The 15,577-nt window shown below is 67.7% G+C and carries 18 protein-coding genes; 10 read left to right on the forward strand and 8 right to left on the reverse strand.

Features of this window, described 5'->3' with window-relative positions; all coding sequences use genetic code 11:
- A partial coding sequence (gene dapE / locus GSQ76_RS03265; RefSeq protein WP_158742482.1) for a succinyl-diaminopimelate desuccinylase occupies positions 1-1,098 on the forward strand: 1,098 nt, incomplete at its 5' end.
- Positions 1,095-1,685, forward strand: a complete 591-nt coding sequence (locus GSQ76_RS03270; protein WP_158742483.1) for a hypothetical protein — start codon at positions 1,095-1,097, stop codon at positions 1,683-1,685. The genes dapE and GSQ76_RS03270, both read left to right, overlap by 4 nt.
- On the opposite strand, the gene truA is transcribed toward GSQ76_RS03270, so the two are convergent.
- The 3 genes from truA to def are packed head-to-tail and all read right to left on the reverse strand — an operon-like array spanning position 1,655 to position 3,878.
- Entirely contained in the window at positions 1,655-2,443 is a 789-nt protein-coding gene (truA, locus tag GSQ76_RS03275) for a tRNA pseudouridine(38-40) synthase TruA (RefSeq protein WP_158742484.1), read from the reverse strand. The genes GSQ76_RS03270 and truA overlap by 31 nt on opposite strands.
- Positions 2,440-3,348, reverse strand: coding sequence for a methionyl-tRNA formyltransferase (fmt, locus tag GSQ76_RS03280; RefSeq protein ID WP_158742485.1), 909 nt, complete (start codon positions 3,346-3,348; stop codon positions 2,440-2,442). Before fmt ends, truA begins: the two co-directional genes overlap by 4 nt.
- Positions 3,348-3,878: a peptide deformylase gene (def, locus tag GSQ76_RS03285; RefSeq protein WP_158742486.1), complete on the reverse strand. Its 531-nt coding sequence runs from the start codon at positions 3,876-3,878 to the stop codon at positions 3,348-3,350. The genes fmt and def overlap by 1 nt, the downstream gene beginning before the upstream one ends.
- A 163-nt stretch (positions 3,879-4,041) precedes the next feature.
- On the opposite strand from def, the gene GSQ76_RS03290 reads away from it, so the two are divergent.
- The 3 genes from GSQ76_RS03290 to GSQ76_RS03300 all read left to right on the forward strand — a co-directional run bounded on the left by GSQ76_RS03290 (position 4,042) and on the right by GSQ76_RS03300 (position 5,743).
- Positions 4,042-4,515 carry an Hsp20 family protein gene (locus GSQ76_RS03290; RefSeq protein ID WP_158742487.1) on the forward strand — a complete coding sequence of 158 codons (474 nt, stop codon included), beginning with the start codon at positions 4,042-4,044 and terminating at the stop codon, positions 4,513-4,515.
- Between the two features lie 137 nt (positions 4,516-4,652).
- Positions 4,653-4,901, forward strand: a complete 249-nt coding sequence (locus GSQ76_RS03295; RefSeq protein ID WP_158742488.1) for a DUF1150 family protein — start codon at positions 4,653-4,655, stop codon at positions 4,899-4,901.
- 41 nt (positions 4,902-4,942) lie between these two features.
- Positions 4,943-5,743 (forward strand): N-formylglutamate amidohydrolase, encoded by an 801-nt coding sequence (locus GSQ76_RS03300; protein ID WP_158742489.1) that lies wholly within the window; start codon positions 4,943-4,945, stop codon positions 5,741-5,743.
- Positions 5,744-5,751: 8 nt separating this feature from the next.
- Here GSQ76_RS03300 and GSQ76_RS03305 read toward each other — a convergent pair whose 3' ends face one another.
- Genes GSQ76_RS03305 through purM form a run of 3 tightly spaced genes read right to left on the reverse strand, consistent with a single transcriptional unit; the run spans position 5,752 to position 7,622 of the window.
- On the reverse strand, positions 5,752-5,925 hold the full coding sequence (locus tag GSQ76_RS03305; protein WP_216850874.1) for an aa3-type cytochrome c oxidase subunit IV: 174 nt from the start codon (positions 5,923-5,925) through the stop codon (positions 5,752-5,754).
- Positions 5,926-5,958: 33 nt separating this feature from the next.
- Positions 5,959-6,603, reverse strand: a complete 645-nt coding sequence (gene purN, locus GSQ76_RS03310) for a phosphoribosylglycinamide formyltransferase (protein WP_256366959.1) — start codon at positions 6,601-6,603, stop codon at positions 5,959-5,961.
- Positions 6,600-7,622: a phosphoribosylformylglycinamidine cyclo-ligase gene (gene purM / locus GSQ76_RS03315; RefSeq protein WP_158742490.1), complete on the reverse strand. Its 1,023-nt coding sequence runs from the start codon at positions 7,620-7,622 to the stop codon at positions 6,600-6,602. The genes purN and purM overlap by 4 nt, the downstream gene beginning before the upstream one ends.
- 119 nt (positions 7,623-7,741) lie before the next feature.
- On the opposite strand from purM, the gene GSQ76_RS03320 reads away from it, so the two are divergent.
- The 4 genes from GSQ76_RS03320 (at position 7,742) to GSQ76_RS03335 (ending at position 13,413) form a co-directional block, all read left to right on the forward strand.
- Entirely contained in the window at positions 7,742-8,896 is a 1,155-nt protein-coding gene (locus GSQ76_RS03320; RefSeq protein ID WP_158742491.1) for an AI-2E family transporter, read from the forward strand.
- Entirely contained in the window at positions 8,896-9,564 is a 669-nt protein-coding gene (locus tag GSQ76_RS03325; RefSeq protein WP_158742492.1) for an HdaA/DnaA family protein, read from the forward strand. The genes GSQ76_RS03320 and GSQ76_RS03325 overlap by 1 nt, the downstream gene beginning before the upstream one ends.
- A gap of 109 nt (positions 9,565-9,673) precedes the next feature.
- Positions 9,674-11,893 carry an RNA degradosome polyphosphate kinase gene (locus GSQ76_RS03330; protein WP_158742493.1) on the forward strand — a complete coding sequence of 740 codons (2,220 nt, stop codon included), beginning with the start codon at positions 9,674-9,676 and terminating at the stop codon, positions 11,891-11,893.
- On the forward strand, positions 11,890-13,413 hold the full coding sequence (locus GSQ76_RS03335) for a Ppx/GppA family phosphatase (RefSeq protein ID WP_254070219.1): 1,524 nt from the start codon (positions 11,890-11,892) through the stop codon (positions 13,411-13,413). The genes GSQ76_RS03330 and GSQ76_RS03335 overlap by 4 nt, the downstream gene beginning before the upstream one ends.
- Here GSQ76_RS03335 and rnd read toward each other — a convergent pair.
- A complete protein-coding gene (rnd, locus tag GSQ76_RS03340; protein ID WP_158742494.1) occupies positions 13,394-14,575 on the reverse strand; it encodes a ribonuclease D in 1,182 nt (393 codons plus the stop codon). The two genes, GSQ76_RS03335 and rnd, sit on opposite strands and share 20 nt — an antisense overlap.
- A 57-nt stretch (positions 14,576-14,632) precedes the next feature.
- Positions 14,633-15,193: an NUDIX hydrolase gene (locus GSQ76_RS03345; RefSeq protein ID WP_158742495.1), complete on the reverse strand. Its 561-nt coding sequence runs from the start codon at positions 15,191-15,193 to the stop codon at positions 14,633-14,635.
- 153 nt (positions 15,194-15,346) lie between these two features.
- Between GSQ76_RS03345 and GSQ76_RS31600 the strand changes: the two genes are divergently transcribed.
- Positions 15,347-15,577, forward strand: a 231-nt coding sequence (locus GSQ76_RS31600; RefSeq protein WP_254070220.1) for a substrate-binding domain-containing protein, incomplete at its 3' end; no start/stop codon positions are given.

A 15,577-nucleotide genomic window follows, 5' to 3' on the forward strand; every position in this document is an offset into this window, starting at 1 on the left:
GTCGCCCTGGCGCAATCGCTGATCCGCTGCGCCTCCGTCACCCCGGCCGATGCCGGGGCGTTGGATGTCGTGACGCGGGCGGCGGCCGGGATGGGCTTCACCGTGCATCGGCTGATGTATGACGGGACGCCGAACCTGTTCTGCCGCCGCGGCGCCGGCGGCCCGCATCTGTGTTTTGCCGGGCATACCGACGTGGTGCCGCCGGGCACCACCGCCTGGTCCGCCGATCCGTTCGGCGGAGAGATCCGCGATGGCGCAGTGTTTGGCCGCGGCGCCTGCGACATGAAGGGCGCCGTCGCGGCATTCCTGGCCGCCGTGTCGCGCAAGCCGAAGGGCCCCGGCTCGGTCAGCCTGTTGATTACCGGGGATGAGGAGGGGCCGGCCACCGGCGGCACCGTGCGGGTGCTGCAATGGATGGCCGAGCGCGGGCATATTCCGGATTTCTGCCTGGTCGGCGAGCCGACCAATCCCAATTGCCTCGGCGAGGTGGTGAAGATCGGCCGCCGCGGCAGCATCAATGCCCGCGTCACGGTGACGGGCGTGCAGGGCCACGTCGCCTACCCGGCGCGCGTCGACAACCCGGTGCATCGCCTGGTCGCCGCCCTGGCGGAGATCGCGGCGACCCGGCTGGATGAGGGCACCGAGTGGTTCGAACCCACCAGCCTGCAGGTTACCAGCGTGGATGTCGGCAACACCGCGACCAATCTGGTGCCAGCCAGCGCCACTGCGCGCCTGAACATCCGGTTCAACGACCGCCACACCGGCGCCTCGCTGGAGGCATGGCTGCGCAATATGTTCGCCCGCCACGCGAAGGATTTCATCCTGGAGGCTGCCATCAGTGGCGAGGCATTCCTGACCGCGCCCGGCAGCGAGACCACGCGGTTGGCTGCGGCGATCGAGCAAGTCACCGGCATCGTGCCAAAGATGGACACGGGCGGCGGCACGTCCGACGCGCGCTTCATCTCCCGCTACTGTCCGGTGGCGGAATTTGGACTGGTCGGCGCCACCATGCACATGACCGACGAGAACGTGCCGGTGGCGGATTTGGAAATGCTGACCCAGATCTACGAAGCCGTGCTGGACGCCTTCGCAGCATGAAGCCGCCCAATCCCAGCCGGCCCTCGATGCGCAGCGTCGTCATTGGGATCCTGCTGGTGGCGCGTGGCCGGGCCGACGGGCTGCGTCTGTTCGGCGACACCTCGCAATCCGTGCTTTCCGGCCTGGCGCCGCTCGGCGCGTTCCTGCTGGTTGGCGTCGTGGCCGCCCTGGTGGGCCATGACCGGGAAACGCTGACCGACCTGCTGAGTGTCTCGATCGGGTTCCTGGGCCCGCTGGTGCTGTCGTTCGAGGTTGCCCGCCGCTGGAACCGGGCGGCGCAGTGGCGCCGGTTCGCGACCGCGTTCTGCTGGTGCCAATGGGCGGCGCCGTTGGCGTTGGCGGTTGTGCTGATCCTGATGGCGATCATGATGACCGTCGGCATCCAGCCGGAAATCGCGGCCGGGGTCGGCGTGGCGCTGATGTTCGCCTATGCCGTGTGGCTGAACTGGTTTCTGGCCCGGCACGCGTTGGAGCTGACGCCGTTACGGGCGGTGGCCTTGGTCGTGATCGTGAATTTCCTCACGATTATGCTGATCTTGGTGCCGCAGGTGGTCAGTCAGATGGCGAACGGGGCGCCCGCGCCATAATGCACCGAGAGTAGCGTCAGCCCGGCCGCTGGCGCGGTTGGCCCGGCGGCCGAGCGATCCAGGGCCGCCAGCGCCTTGCCCATGCGGGCCGGGCCCCAGCGGCCGGTGCCCACCTGCACCAGGCTGCCGACCATGTTGCGGACCTGGTGGTGCAGGAACGATCGCGCCTCCGTCGACACCACGATCATCTCGCCTTCGCGCCGGACATCCAGCCGGTCCAGCGTGCGCATCGGTGACTTCGCCTGGCAGGCAGCGGCGCGGAACGAGGTGAAATCGTGCCGTCCCAGCAGATGCTGCGCACCCTCCGCCATGGCATCCGTGTCCAGCCGATGCGGCACGTGCCAGGTGCGCCCGGCCTCCAGCGCCGGGCGGGCGCGGCGGTTCAAGATGCGGTACTCGTAGCAACGGCGGATCGCGGAAAACCGCGGGTTCCAATCCGGCGGCCCTGGGGCGGCGGCCAGCACCACGACCGGGTACGGCTTCATGTGGAAATTCAGCGCCTCCCGAATTCGTTCCGGGCTGAACCGCGTCGGCAGGGCCAGCATGGCGACTTGGCCCGCAGCGTGCACCCCGGCATCGGTGCGGCCAGCGACGACGCTGGAGGCTGGCTGCCCGGTCAGCTTGGCGGCGGCGTCTTCCAGCACTTGCTGCACCGTAAGCACACCATCCTGGCGCTGCCAGCCGGCAAATCCGGTGCCATCGTACTCGATCAGCAGGGCGACGTTGTGGGTATCCGCGGGCGCCGGTTGATCGGTCACACCAACCCCAGAGCCGTGCCGGCGGGCACGGGCGAGCCGCGCAGATACGCGTCGGCGGCCACCGGGCCCCGGCCGGCACGCTGCACCCGCAGCAGACGCAGCGCGCCGGTGCCGCAGGCGATGGTCAACCCCTCCAGCACGGTGCCAGGGACGCCTGCGCTGGCCACCGGCTCGGCCTCCAGCACCTTCAGAACGTCGTCACCCAGGCGGCAGGTGGTGCCGGGCCAGGGCGTCAGCGCGCGCACGCGCCGGTCCAGTTCTTCGGCGGGGCGGTTCCAATCGAGCGGGCTGTCGGCGCGGGACAGCTTCGGGGCGTAGGTCGCACCGTCTGCGGGCTGCGCACGAGGCGGAGGGTTCTCGGCAAGGGCGCGCAGCACCAGCCCGGCGCCGAGGCTGGACAGTGCGTCGTGTAGGTCCGCCGCCGTGGTGTGCGGCCCGATCGGGACCGCACCCTCCAGCAGCATGGCGCCGGTGTCCAGCCCGGCATCCATCTGCATGATGGTCACCCCGGTCTCATCGTCACCCGCCAGCACGGCCGCCTGGATCGGGCCTGCGCCGCGCCAGCGGGGTAGCAGGCTAGCGTGGATGTTCAGGCATCCCCGGCGGGGCGCATCCAGCATCGACTGCGGCAGGATCAGCCCGTAGGCGGCCACGACCGCCGCATCCAGCCCCAGCGCGGCGAAGGCCGCCTGCGCCGCCGGGTCGCGCTTCAACGAGGCCGGGTGATGCACCGCGAGGCCCATTGCTTCCGCCGCGACGTGCACCGGGCAGCGGGCCAGCGCTTGGCCGCGGCCGGCGGGGCGCGGCGGCTGCGTGTAGACAGCCGCGATCTCGTGCCCGGCGCCGTGTAGCGCCCGCAGGGCTGGCACCGAGAAATCGGGGCTGCCCATGAACGCCAGGCGCATCAGCCTTCAGCCTTCAGCTTCATGTCCTTGGCCAGGCGGCGCATCAGCATGTTTCGCTTGAGGGCGGAGAGGTGGTCGACGAACAACACGCCATCCAGATGGTCCAGTTCGTGCTGCAGACAGGCGGCGAGCAGGCCGTCGCCCTCCACCTCCTTCTGCACCCCGTCCAGATCGTGATACCGCACCCGCACCCGGCCCGGCCTGGTGACATCGGCGTATTGGTTCGGGATGGACAGGCAACCTTCCTCCCGCGTTGCCAACTCGTCGCTGGCGGCAACGATATGCGGGTTGATCAGCGTCATCGGCTGCGGCGTGTTGTCGGGCACCAGGTCGATCACCACGACCCGCAGGTCGGAGCCGACTTGCGGCGCGGCCAGGCCGATTCCGGGGGCGGCATACATCGCATCGAACATACGCGGCACCAGAGCGCGCACCGTGGCGTCATCGGCCGCGGTCACCCGCCGGGCCCTGGCACGCAGCTTCGCGTTCGGGGCGATGAGAATCGGCATCAAGGTGGAAGGATCGGCCATAATTGGGCGCATGTAGCGGCCCCGGCCGGGTGGTTCAACTCTGGATGGTGCGGCGAACTGCAAGAAGGGTCTTGCAACGCGCAGGACCTGAGCCAAGATCATGCGTCACCGGGGTGCCTCGTTCGGGCTCCGGGCCATGTCTCGCTCGATGGAGGAGGCTACGATGTCATCGACTCGCGTATTTGCATCCCCGCTCTTCGTCGGGTTCGACCAGCTTGAACAAATGCTGGAACGTGCGTCGAAATCCCCGTCCGACGGGTATCCGCCCTATAATATTGAACAGCTGAGCACCACCACGCTGCGCATCACGCTCGCCGTGGCCGGGTTCACCATGGACGACCTGCAGATTACGCAGGAGGATAACCAGCTGGTCATCCGCGGCCGCCAGACCGACGATTCGCAGGGGCGCATTTTTCTGCATCGTGGCATCGCAGCCCGGCAATTCCAGCGCGCGTTCATCATGGCGGAAGGGATCGAGGTTAAGGGTGCCTGGCTCGATAGCGGCTTGCTGCATATCGAGTTGTCGCGCCCGCAGCCGGAAGCCCGGGTGAAGACGATCCCGATCACACGCTCCGGCGGGTCGCGTGTCGTAGATGCCGAACAGCGATTCGTCCAGACGAAGGCCGAGCAAGCGTAGCCCTAGCGTTGCGGAGAGCCAGGGCAAAACGCCGGGCTTTGGACTGAACAACTTGTCTCGCGGCTGAAACCGGCCGGGGGCGACAAACGTGAACCACGGTGCCTGCCGAATTCGGGGGCACGTGCGAGGAGCACATTATGATCGACGCAGCCGACACCACCACCACCCAACCCGGCACCCGCATCGACGTGCGGCAGATCACCCAAGACCAGCTTCAGCAGCTTGGCGTGTCCCAGTTGGCCTATGTCAAGCCTGTCATGCTCAATGGCGCTGCGATGTTCGCCATCCACGCGGCCGATGGTTCGCCCATGGCCGTCGCCGAGGACCGCAACCTCGCACTTGCCGCCATCGTCGAGCATGAGATGATCCCCACCCTCGTCCATTGAGCTTTACGGTCCATCCTCCGACCGGGCCGGTTGTCCCGCTGTTGCTGGACAGCCCGCATAGCGGCAATACCTGGCCGGAGGATTGGCATCCCATCGCCCCGCGCGAAGCGTTGGATACGGCGTGGGATGCCTACGTAGCCGAACTTTTCGCGGGCGCGCCCGCCCACGGCGCCACCTTGTTGGAGGCGCATTTCCCCCGCACCTTCATCGATGTGAATCGCAGCAGGCTGGATATCGATCCGGCGATGCTGGATGGCGAGTGGCCCACCGAACTGGTGCCGACGCCGAAATCCATCCGTGGGCTCGGCCTCTTGCGACGGCTGGCGCTGCCGGACGTCCCGGTTTACGGCGCGCCTCTGCCCGTGGCCCGGGTGCAGGCCTGGATCGCCGCGTATTACGACACCTATCACGCCGCGCTCGCCGCCGAGTTGGAAGCGATGCACGCGAAGTTTGATCAAGTGTGGCACGTAGACTGCCTGTCGATGAAGTCGGCGGGCAACGTGATGAATACCGATGCCGGCAAGAAACGCCCCGATTTCGTCGTCAGCGACCGCGATGGAACGACGGCCGACCCGCAAACCACTCGCTTCGTGGTGGAAACGCTGACGCAGTTGGGGTTTGAGGTAACGGTCAACACGCCCTACAAGGGCGCCGAACTCATCACCCGGCACAGCGACCCGGCTGGTGGCCAGCAGAGCGTCCAGATCATGATCAATCGCGCGCTGTATCTGAACGAAGCCACGCGGGAGAAGGGGGCGGATTTCACCGCCATCCAGACCGCGCTGGACACCTTCGTCGCGCGGTTCGCCGGGTTCATCCGGTCGACGGTGCGACCCGTCTAGACGCCGTGCTAGACCAGGAAGATTGCCATCAGGATCACCAGCAGCACGATCGCCCCGGCAGCGTAGGTGGTGAACTTGGTGAAGCTGCCCCAGAACGCCTGACGGTCCGCAATAAAGGCATCGAGTGCCAGCGGCGCTGTCTCGGTCATGGTGGCGGGTGCTGCGGAAATCGTTGTTGTCATGATTGGGCCTTCGGGCAGCGGCAATCAGCTTTTCTAGGGCTGGTCTGCCTGCACTGGCAAGGGGTTGAGCAGCGCCGCGGCTGCATCCGGCACCGCAGCCTGGCAGGTCTGCACATGCGCGGCCAACGCCGCCGGGTAAAGCCGGTGCTCCTGCGCCAGCACCCGTTCGGCCAGCGTGTCCGGCGAGTCGCCGGGCAACACGGGAACCGCGGCCTGGGCCAGGATCGGACCCTCGTCCATCACTGCGGTTACCAGATGCACGGTGCAGCCATGCAGCCGGCAGCCCGCCGCCAGCGCGCGTTCATGCGTGTGCAGGCCGGGGAAGGCGGGCAGGATGGAGGGGTGGATATTCAGCATCCGCCCGGCCCACCGCCCGACCAGCCAGGGGGTCAACAAACGCATATACCCGGCGAGGCAAACCAACTCTATCCGGTGCTCGCCCAGCACGGTGTCGATCGCGTGCTCATGCGCCTCGCGATCCTTGCCGAAAGGGCGGTGATCGACGGCAACCGCCGCCACGCCCTGCGCCCGGGCCCGGTCCAGCGCACCGGCGCCGGGCTGGTTGGACAATACGAGAGCGATCTCGGCCGGGAAACCGGGCCGTTCGGCGGCGTCCAGCAGGGCGGCCATGTTGCTGCCGCGCCCGCTGGCCAGCACGGCCACGCGGGCGCGGGTCACTGGATCTTGACGCTGGGCGCCCCGGTGGATGCCTCGATCGCGCCGATGGCGAACACGGTCTCGCCATGCTCCTCCAACAACGCTGTCGCCGATAGCGAGTCCTCGACGATCAGCGCCATGCCGATCCCGCAGTTGAACACGCGCAGCATTTCATCGTCGGCCACGGCGCCGCGCTCGGCCAGCCAATCCATCACCGCCGGCCGTGGCCAGGATCCACGGTCCAGCACCGCCATCGTGCCATTCGGCAGGGCACGCGGCAGGTTGCCCACCAGGCCGCCGCCCGTGATGTGCGCCGCGCCGCGCAGCAACCCGGCGCGATGCAGCGCCAGCACCGATTTCACGTAGATCCGCGTCGGCTCCATCAATGCCTGGGCCAGCGTCTTCCCGGCGGCAAACGGCGCCGGGTCGGACCAGCCGACATTGCTGCCCGCCACGATGCGCCGCACCAGGGAGTAGCCGTTGGAATGCACGCCCGAACTTGCCAGCCCCAGCACGATCTGCCCTGGGGCCACGCCAGCGGGCAGCAGCCGGTCCCGCTCGGCCGCGCCAACGGAGAAGCCGGCAAGGTCGTAATCGCCGCCGCTATACAGCCCGGGCATCTCGGCGGTTTCGCCACCCACCAGGGCGCAGCCGGCCAGTTCGCAGCCCTTGGCGATGCCGGCGACGACGCGGGCTGCCTGCTCCACGTCCAGGGCGCCGGTGGCGAAATAATCCAGGAACACCAGCGGCTCGGCGCCCTGCACCACCAGGTCGTTCACGCACATCGCCACCAGGTCGATGCCGACCGTGTCGTGCTGCCCGGTGTCGATGGCGATCTTGAGTTTCGTGCCGACGCCGTCCGTGGTGGAGACCAGGATCGGGTCTTGGTAGCCCGCGGCCTTCAGGTCGAACAGGGCGCCGAAGCCACCTAGTCCGCCTATGACACCGGTGCGGGACGTGGCCGCGGCCAGCGGCTTAATCCGCTCGACCAAGGCATCGCCCGCCTCGATGTCCACGCCGGCGTCGCGATAGGTCGTCATATGTTGGGCAACCCCGCGGAATGCTGTAGCCGATCGACCGGATCGGTTATGATCGATGCCATGATGGCAGTGCGAAAGAACCACAGCGGACCGGTCCGCGCAAACGAAGAGGTGAGGCGATGAGCCAGCCATCGGTTCGCGTCGCCCCGCGCCTGCCCGATTTGCCCGTTCCGGCCCCCCCGCCGCCGGAGCCGCCGCACGCCACCCGCGCCCAGCGCATGGCGCTGCTGGTGGGGCTTGGACTGGCCGGTTTGGCGGCAATCCAACTCTTTGCCTCCATCCTGCTGCCCTTCGTCGCGGCAGCCGGCATCGCCTATTTCCTCGATCCGCTGGCTGTCCGTCTGGTGCGGCTCGGCATGGGGCGCAGCCTGGCTGCGACGCTGTTGGTGACGGGGCTGGTGGCCGCCGGGCTGCTGTTTGCGCTGCTGTTGTACCCGCTGATCCTGGCGCAGATCGGCATCCTCATCTCCCGCGTGCCCGCCTACGTGAACGATCTGCGGCTCTGGGCTGGTGACGTGATCATCCATCTGCAGGAGCGGCTGGGTGAGGAGTATGTCGACGGCAAGCTGCGCGACCTCGTCAGCGGCCAGGCGGGCGCCATGCTCGGCTTCCTGGCGGGTGCATTGACGCGGATCGTGGGCGGCGGATTCGCCCTGTTCAACGTGTTGTCGCTGCTGGTGGTAACGCCGGTGGTGGCCTTCTACCTGCTGCGCGACTGGCCTGGCGTGGTGCAGCGCGTGGATGGATGGCTGCCCCGTCGCTACGCCGGCGTGCTTCGGCTGCAGGCGAAGGAGATGGATCGCATCCTGTCCGCCTGGTTACGCGGCCAGGCGCTATGCTGCGTGCTGCTGGCGGCGTTCTATGCGTTGACGCTCCAGCTCGTGGGGCTGGATCTTGGCCTGATCGTAGGACTGACGGCGGGATTGCTGTCGTTCATCCCGTATGTCGGCTCGATCACCGGCGGCGTCACCTCCATCGGCCTGGCCTTGGCGCAATTTCCGACCTGGGCGGGCGTCGCGGAGGTGGTGGTGGTGTTCATCACCGGGCAGTTGCTGGAGGGATACGTCATCTACCCGCGTTTCCTGGGCGACCGGGTGGAGTTGCATGCGGTGTGGGTGATTTTCGCGCTATTCGCGGGCGGTGCGGTGTTCGGGTTTCTGGGCGTGTTGCTGGCGGTGCCGGTGGCGGCGATGATCGGGGTCCTGGCGCGGTTCTGGCTGCGCCGCTACCTCGGCAGCCCGCTCTACTCGGACCCACCGTCCGACGCGGCGTAATGAGCGCGATCCGGCAGTTGGCGCTGCCCTTCATCCACGAGGCGCCGTTCGATCCAGCGGATTTCCTGGTCGGCCCCTGTAACGAGGAAGCGCTGGCCTGGCTCGATACGCCCTGGCCCGCCAATCGCCTGGCGCTGTGGGGGGAGCCTGGGTGTGGCAAAACGCACCTGCTGCACGTTTGGACCGCCCGCGGTGACTGCATGCTGCTGCCGGGCCAGATGCTGCGCGGCCTGGTGGAATTGCCCACGCAAGGCGGCCTGGCGGTGGACGACGCCGACCTGGCGCCCGAACGCCCCCTACTGCACCTGCTGAATGCGGCGGCAGAAGCAGGGCTGCCCGTGCTGCTGGCCGCCCGCACCGCTCCCGCCCGCTGGCCGACCCGGTTACCAGACCTCGCCAGCCGATTGCGGGCCATCACCTCCGTCGAACTCGGCGTGCCGGACGAAGCGATGTCCCGCACCTTGTTCACCAGCCTGCTGGCCGCCCGGCAGTTGGTGGTGCCGGAACCGGTGCAGGATTGGCTGCTGCTCCGGCTGCCGCGTGAGCCAGCGGCGCTGCGGGAAGCTGCGGCAAGGCTGGACCACGCCGCCCTGGCGGCCGGGCGGCGCATTACCCAAGCAATCGCAGCACAGGTCTTAGTTGATCCGATAACGATAGATTTGGCCTAAATTCTCGTTCAATCGCCGGACTGTCATCATTCGGCCACTGGACAGGCAAGAACCGCCGACGCAGAGGCAGGCGTGACACTCCACCCCCCGTCCAGTAAGGATCGCCGGCATGAACGAGCTAAGCGCAGTCGTATCGGGCCACGATGCGTCCAGCGGGACAGACGCGGCCATCTCCCCGGACAGCCCCGACCGGTTTATCAACCGGGAACTATCCTGGCTCGACTTCAACCACCGCGTGGTGGAGGAGGCGCAGAACGCTCGCCATCCGCTGCTGGAGCGGTTGCGCTTCGTGTCGATCAGCGCGTCCAACCTCGATGAATTCTACTCCGTCCGCGTCGCCGGGTTGATCGGGCAGGCGAAGGCGGGTGTCACTTCGCTCTCCGCCGACGGCCGCACCCCGGCGCAGCAATTGGGCGAGATCCAGACCCGCGCCGCCGCCCTGATGGCGATGCAGCAGACCGCCTGGAACGAGTTGAAGCTGCTGCTGGACGAGGCTGGGATCGTCGTCTGCGACCCGGCGACCCTGCCGGAGGCCGACCGCGAGTGGCTGGCCGCCTGGTTCATGGACCGGGTGTTCCCGATTTTAACTCCGCTGGCGATCGACCCGGCGCATCCCTTTCCGTTCATCAACAACATGGGCCTGGTGAAGGTGCTGAAGCTGCACCGCGAGGAGGACCATACCTCGATGAGCGGGCTGATCCCGCTGCCGAGCCAGGTCGACCGCTTCATCCGCCTGCCCGCCGGGCCGACCCCGGGGCCGATCCGGTTCGTGCTGCTGGAAGACCTGGTGTCGCTGAACCTGCATACCGTGTTTCCGGGGTTCGACGTGGTGGGCCAGGGCATGTTCCGCCTGATCCGCGACACCGGCGTCGAGTTCGAGGAGGAAGCGGAAGACCTCGTCCGCTCCTACGAAACCGCGCTGAAGCGCCGCCGGCGGGGCGTGCCGATCCATCTTTCGGTGGATGCGGACATGCCGGCCGACCTGCGCGCCCTGGTGGTGGACGAACTGAGCGTCAACGAGGACGACATCCCCGGCGAGGAAGTGCTGGTGCAATCCGGCATCCTGGGCGCGGTGGATCTGAAGCAACTGATCGTGGACGACCGTCCCGATCTGCTCTTTTCCCCCTACACCCCGCGCTTTCCGGAGCGGATTCGCGACTTCGCCGGGGATTGCTTCGCGGCGATCCGGGCGAAGGACATCATCGTCCATCATCCGTTCGAGAGCTTCGACGTGGTGGTGCAGTTCCTGCGCCAGGCCGCGGCCGACCCGAGCGTGGTGGCGGTGAAGCAGACGCTGTATCGCACCAGCCGCGATAGCCCGATCGTCAAGGCGCTGATTGAGGCCGCGGAGGCCGGCAAGTCCGTCACCGCGATGATCGAACTACGCGCCCGGTTCGACGAGGAGGCGAATATTCGCCTCGCTCGATCGATGGAAGCCGCTGGCGTGCAGGTCGTCTACGGGTTCGTCGAGTTGAAGACTCACGCCAAGCTGAGCCTGGTGGTGCGGCGCGAGGCCGGCGGCATGCGGTCCTATGCGCATTTCGGTACCGGCAATTATCATCCGATCACGGCGCGGATTTACACCGACCTGTCGTTCTTTACCTCCGACCCGGACCTGACGCGGGATAGTGCGCGGCTGTTCAACTACATGACCGGCTACGCCAGGCCAGAGAAGATGGACAGCATCTCGTTCAGCCCGCTGACCATCCGGCCTCGGCTGATGCAACTGATGGAGCAGGAGATCGCCAACGCCCGCGCGGGCAAGCCGGCGATGATCTGGCTGAAGATGAACTCGTTGGTCGACGACGTGCTGATCGACAAGCTGTACGCCTGCTCCCAGGCAGGCGTGAAGGTGATGTGCGTCATCCGCGGCATTTGCTGCCTGCGCCCGGGCGTGAAGGGGTTGAGCGAGAACATCAGGGTGAAGTCCGTCGTTGGGCGTTTCCTGGAGCACAGCCGCATCTTCTGCTTCGGCAACGGCCACAAACTGCCGTCCCGCCAAGCCCAGGTGTTCATCAGCAGCGCCGACTGGATGGCGCGCAACATGGACTGGCGGGTGGAAAGCATGGTGCCGATCCACAACCCGACGGTGCACGCGCAGGTGCTGGACCAGATCATGGTGGTGAACCTGAAGGACACGCTGCAATCTTGGGAGTTGGAGGCGAATGGCGGATGGCGCCGGGTCGTGCCGACGGCCAAGGCCGTGTCCGCACATGACTACTTCATGACCAACCCCTCGCTGTCGGGCCGCGGTTCGGCCCTGCATGGGGCGACAGTGTCCGTTGGCGGCCCGGCACATCGCCGGCCGGACAGGGTGACGCAGGATTGATCTACCACGCAGGGACCACGGTGCGCTCCGCCGTGGTCGACCTCGGGTCGAACTCGGTGCGGCTGGTGGTGTTCGAGGGGACCGGGCGTAACCCGGCCGCGATTTTTAACGAACGCGCGGTGCTGCGGCTGGGTCGCGGGCTGCAGACCACCGGGCGGCTGAACGAGGAAGGCGTCGCGGCGGCGCTGACCGTGATGCACCGCTACAACGCCATCGCCCGCGCAATGGGGTGCGAGGTGCTGGAGGTGCTGGCCACCGCCGCCGTGCGCGACGCGAGCAATGGCCCCGCCTTCGTCGCCGGACTGCGGGAGCGGATGCCCGGCGTGGTGATCAAGATCCTCTCGGGCGAGGAAGAGGCTGCCTTTTCCGCCGCCGGCGTGCTGTGCGGCATTCCGCAGGCCGGTGGCATTCTGGCGGATATCGGCGGCGGTTCGCTGGAGGTCGTGCGGCTGGCGGATGGCCGCCCCGGCCAGGCGCAAACCCTGCCGCTGGGTGTGATCCGCCTGGCCGACCGGGCGGAGGGCGATCCGGTGCGCGCCCGCGCGCTCGCGGAGGCCGATCTCGCCACCGTGCCGTGGCTGTTCCAGTATCCGGGCCGCGATCTGTATCTGGTCGGTGGCGCCTGGCGGGCGCTGGCGCGGATCCATATGGCGCAGACCGGCTACCCGCTGGCGATCGTGCACCACTACACGATCGGCCGCGACGATGCGCGGGACATGACGGGGATCATCGGCTCTGCCAACCGGCGCATGCTGGAACGCCTGCCGGGTGCGCCGCGACGGCGGCTGGACGATCTGCCCTACGCCGCCATCGTGCTGCGCCGGTTGCTGCGGGCGACCGGGGCGCGCCGCGTGGTGTTCAGCGCCAACGGCATTCGCGAGGGCTGGTACATGTCCCGCATTTCCCCAGAAACCGCGGCGCAAGACCCGCTTCTGGCCGCGTGTCGCGAGCTGGGGGAGCGAACGGGGCGCGATCCGGACATGCCGGCAGCGCTCCTGGATTGGACGGCGGACCTATTCGCCAACGAAACGCCGGACGCCGCACGGATGCGCAAAGCAGCGTGCATGCTGTCCGACGTCGGCGCCCACGACCATCCGGAATACCGCGCCGAGCAGTCGTTCTACCGTGTGCTGCGCCAGCCCGGCGTGGCTCTGGATCATGCCGGCCGTGCGTTCCTGGCGATGATGATCGCTGTTCGCTACGAGGCGGATCCGGCCAGCGCCTTCCTCACCACGGCGCGCGGCCTGCTGGATGAGCCGATGTTCGCCCGCGCCCAAATTCTCGGCAACGCACTGCGCCTCGCCTACACGCTGTCCGCCGGCACGCCCGATCTGCTGCGCGGAACCTCACTGATTCAGTCTGGGCCGAAGCTCCGCCTAGCGCTGTCCAAGAACGGCGCGGCGTTCCTCGGTGAGGGCGTGACAAGGCGCATGGAACGCCTGGCCCTGGCGATGGGCCTACAGCCGGAGATTACCACGGGCGGCGTTCCCGCCGCCGTGGCTATGGCTCCGATGGAATAAGTTTGATCCGCTTGCCGGCGACGCCCAGGGCAACCCGGCCGGTCTTCAGCGCCAGCGCGTCATCGCCGAACACGCCGCGGCGCCAGCCCTTCAGGGCGGGTACATCCGGTTCGGACTCGGTCGCAAGCCGGTCGATATCGTCCGACGACGCGACCAACTTCGGCGCAACGTCATGCTGTTCGCATTTGGCGGCCAGCAGCACCTTCAGCAGTGACACCAGCGCTGGAGAGGCGCGGGGGCCTTCGCGGCCGCGCGGTGCCTCGGGCAGATCGTCCTCGGGCATGGCGGTCGCGGCGGCGATCGCGGTTAGCAGGCCAACGCCGCTGCGGCCCTCGGCAAAGCCACGGGTGATGCCGCGGCAACGGGCCAATGCTTCCGCATTGACCGGCGCGGTGGCAGCGACTTCCAGCAGGTTTTCGTCGCGCAGCAGGCGCTGGCGGGGGATGTTGACGCGCTGCGCCTCCCGCTCCCGCCAGGCGGCGGCGGCGCGCAGCACGCCGAGCATCCGGCGGTTGGCGGTGCGCGGGCGCAGCCGCTCCCACATCGTGTCCGGATCGGCGCGGTAGGTTTCCGGCCGGGTCAGCACCTGCATCTCCTCCAGCACCCAGTCGCTGCGCCCCTCCCGCTCCAACCGCTCGCGCAGGCGGAGGTAGGCGGTGTGCAGATGGGTCACGTCCGCCGCGGCGTAGGTCACCTGGGCCGGGGATAGCGGCCGGGCCGACCAGTCGCTGAAGCGGTGCGCCTTGTCGATCTGCCCACCCGTCAACGCCGCCACCAGGGCGTCGTAGCCAACCTGGTCGCCGAACCCGGCCACCATGGCGGCGACCTGGGTGTCGAAGAGCGGGATGGGCACGCTGCCAAACAATTCGAGGAAGATCTCGATATCCTGCCGGGCGGCGTGGAACACTTTCAGCACCGCCTCGTCCCGCAGCAGCGCCCCAAGCGGCGCCAGGTCCAGCCCGGCGGCCATCGTGTCGATGACAGCGCTTTCCCGTTCCCCGCCAAGCTGCACGACGCACAGCTCCGGATAGTACGTGCGTTCCCGCATGAACTCGGTGTCGACGGTGACGAAGGGCTCGGTCCGCAGCCGGTCGCAGAGGGCGGCGAGGGAGTCGGTGTCGGTGATGAAGGCAGGGGCTGGGTATTCGATACGGCGAGGCATCCGCCTTTATCGGCGTATTACTGTCGCGTCGTCAAAGCCGTGTCTTCATCGTGGCCGCTACAGCAGCCCGCGGATGCGCAGCATGCCCAGCGCAGCCAGCGTCATCCCATCCTGCAACCCGCCGGTCCGGACCATCTCCTCGATCTCGGCCAGCGGGAATGCGCGGCAGGCCATGCCCTGCTCACTCGTTTCGCGGGCCAGCGGACCTTGGGTGAGGCCGGTCGCGAGGAACAAATGGCCCACCTGGTTGCAGTAGCCGGGGCCCTGAAACAGGCTGGCGATGAAGGCCATATCCGCGGCGACCAGCCCGGTCTCCTCCCGCAGTTCGGTCGTGGCGGTTTGTTCCGGGGTGGCGTTCCCGGTTTCCAGCGTGCCCATGGGCAATTCCCACAGCCGCTGGCCGATTGGGTAGCGATACTGCTCCACCATCGTCACGCAGCCGTCCTGCCAGGGCACGACGATGGCGAAATCCGTCCGTTCCACAACTCCATAGAGCCCGTCCGAGCCATCGGCGCGGCGAACGGTGTCCTCCCGCACGCGTAGCCAGCGGTTCTGGTATGCGACACGCGTCGTGAGTTGGGTGATTTCAGGACTGGTCTGGGGCGTCGATTTCAGCATGACGGCGAGTCCTAGCAGGGCCGGGATAAGGCGTCGCGACTGTCACATTAGCTTCATCGTTCTGTCACATAGCCGTCGCCGATCGCCGCCTAGAACCCGCCGCATACGAACCGGTCGGCCATATGAGGCCATCGGCCCCCTTCAGGAGGTTTTATGAAACTGTCACGCACGGCGATCGCCATCGCCTTTGCCGGACTATCGTTCGCGGCAAACGCGCAGCAGCAAATCACTGGCGCCGGCGGCACGTTCCCCGCGCCCGTCTATGCCAAATGGGGTGAGGCCGCGAAGGCCGCCATCGGGATCGAGCTGAACTACCAGGCCATCGGCTCTGGTGGCGGCCAGAACCAGATCACCAACCGCACCGTCGATTTCGGTGCGTCCGAC

It is taken from the genome of Acidisphaera sp. L21 (assembly GCF_009765685.1).
Taxonomy (GTDB): Bacteria; Pseudomonadota; Alphaproteobacteria; order Acetobacterales; family Acetobacteraceae; genus LMUY01.

Bases quoted from the DNA above. Each gene is read 5' to 3' on its own strand.
- GSQ76_RS03270 (WP_158742483.1), top strand. From the start codon at position 1,095: ATGAAGCCGCCCAATCCCAGCCGGCCCTCGATGCGCAGCGTCGTCATT.
- GSQ76_RS03290 (WP_158742487.1), top strand. From the start codon at position 4,042: ATGTCATCGACTCGCGTATTTGCATCCCCGCTCTTCGTCGGGTTCGAC.
- GSQ76_RS03345 (WP_158742495.1), bottom strand. From the start codon at position 15,193: ATGCTGAAATCGACGCCCCAGACCAGTCCTGAAATCACCCAACTCACG.
- GSQ76_RS03330 (WP_158742493.1), top strand. From the start codon at position 9,674: ATGAACGAGCTAAGCGCAGTCGTATCGGGCCACGATGCGTCCAGCGGG.
- def (WP_158742486.1), bottom strand. From the start codon at position 3,878: ATGGCCGATCCTTCCACCTTGATGCCGATTCTCATCGCCCCGAACGCG.
- fmt (WP_158742485.1), bottom strand. From the start codon at position 3,348: ATGCGCCTGGCGTTCATGGGCAGCCCCGATTTCTCGGTGCCAGCCCTG.
- purM (WP_158742490.1), bottom strand. From the start codon at position 7,622: ATGACGACCTATCGCGACGCCGGCGTGGACATCGAGGCGGGCGATGCC.
- GSQ76_RS03320 (WP_158742491.1), top strand. From the start codon at position 7,742: ATGAGCCAGCCATCGGTTCGCGTCGCCCCGCGCCTGCCCGATTTGCCC.
- GSQ76_RS03305 (WP_216850874.1), bottom strand. From the start codon at position 5,925: ATGACAACAACGATTTCCGCAGCACCCGCCACCATGACCGAGACAGCG.
- GSQ76_RS03295 (WP_158742488.1), top strand. From the start codon at position 4,653: ATGATCGACGCAGCCGACACCACCACCACCCAACCCGGCACCCGCATC.
- rnd (WP_158742494.1), bottom strand. From the start codon at position 14,575: ATGCCTCGCCGTATCGAATACCCAGCCCCTGCCTTCATCACCGACACC.
- GSQ76_RS03325 (WP_158742492.1), top strand. From the start codon at position 8,896: ATGAGCGCGATCCGGCAGTTGGCGCTGCCCTTCATCCACGAGGCGCCG.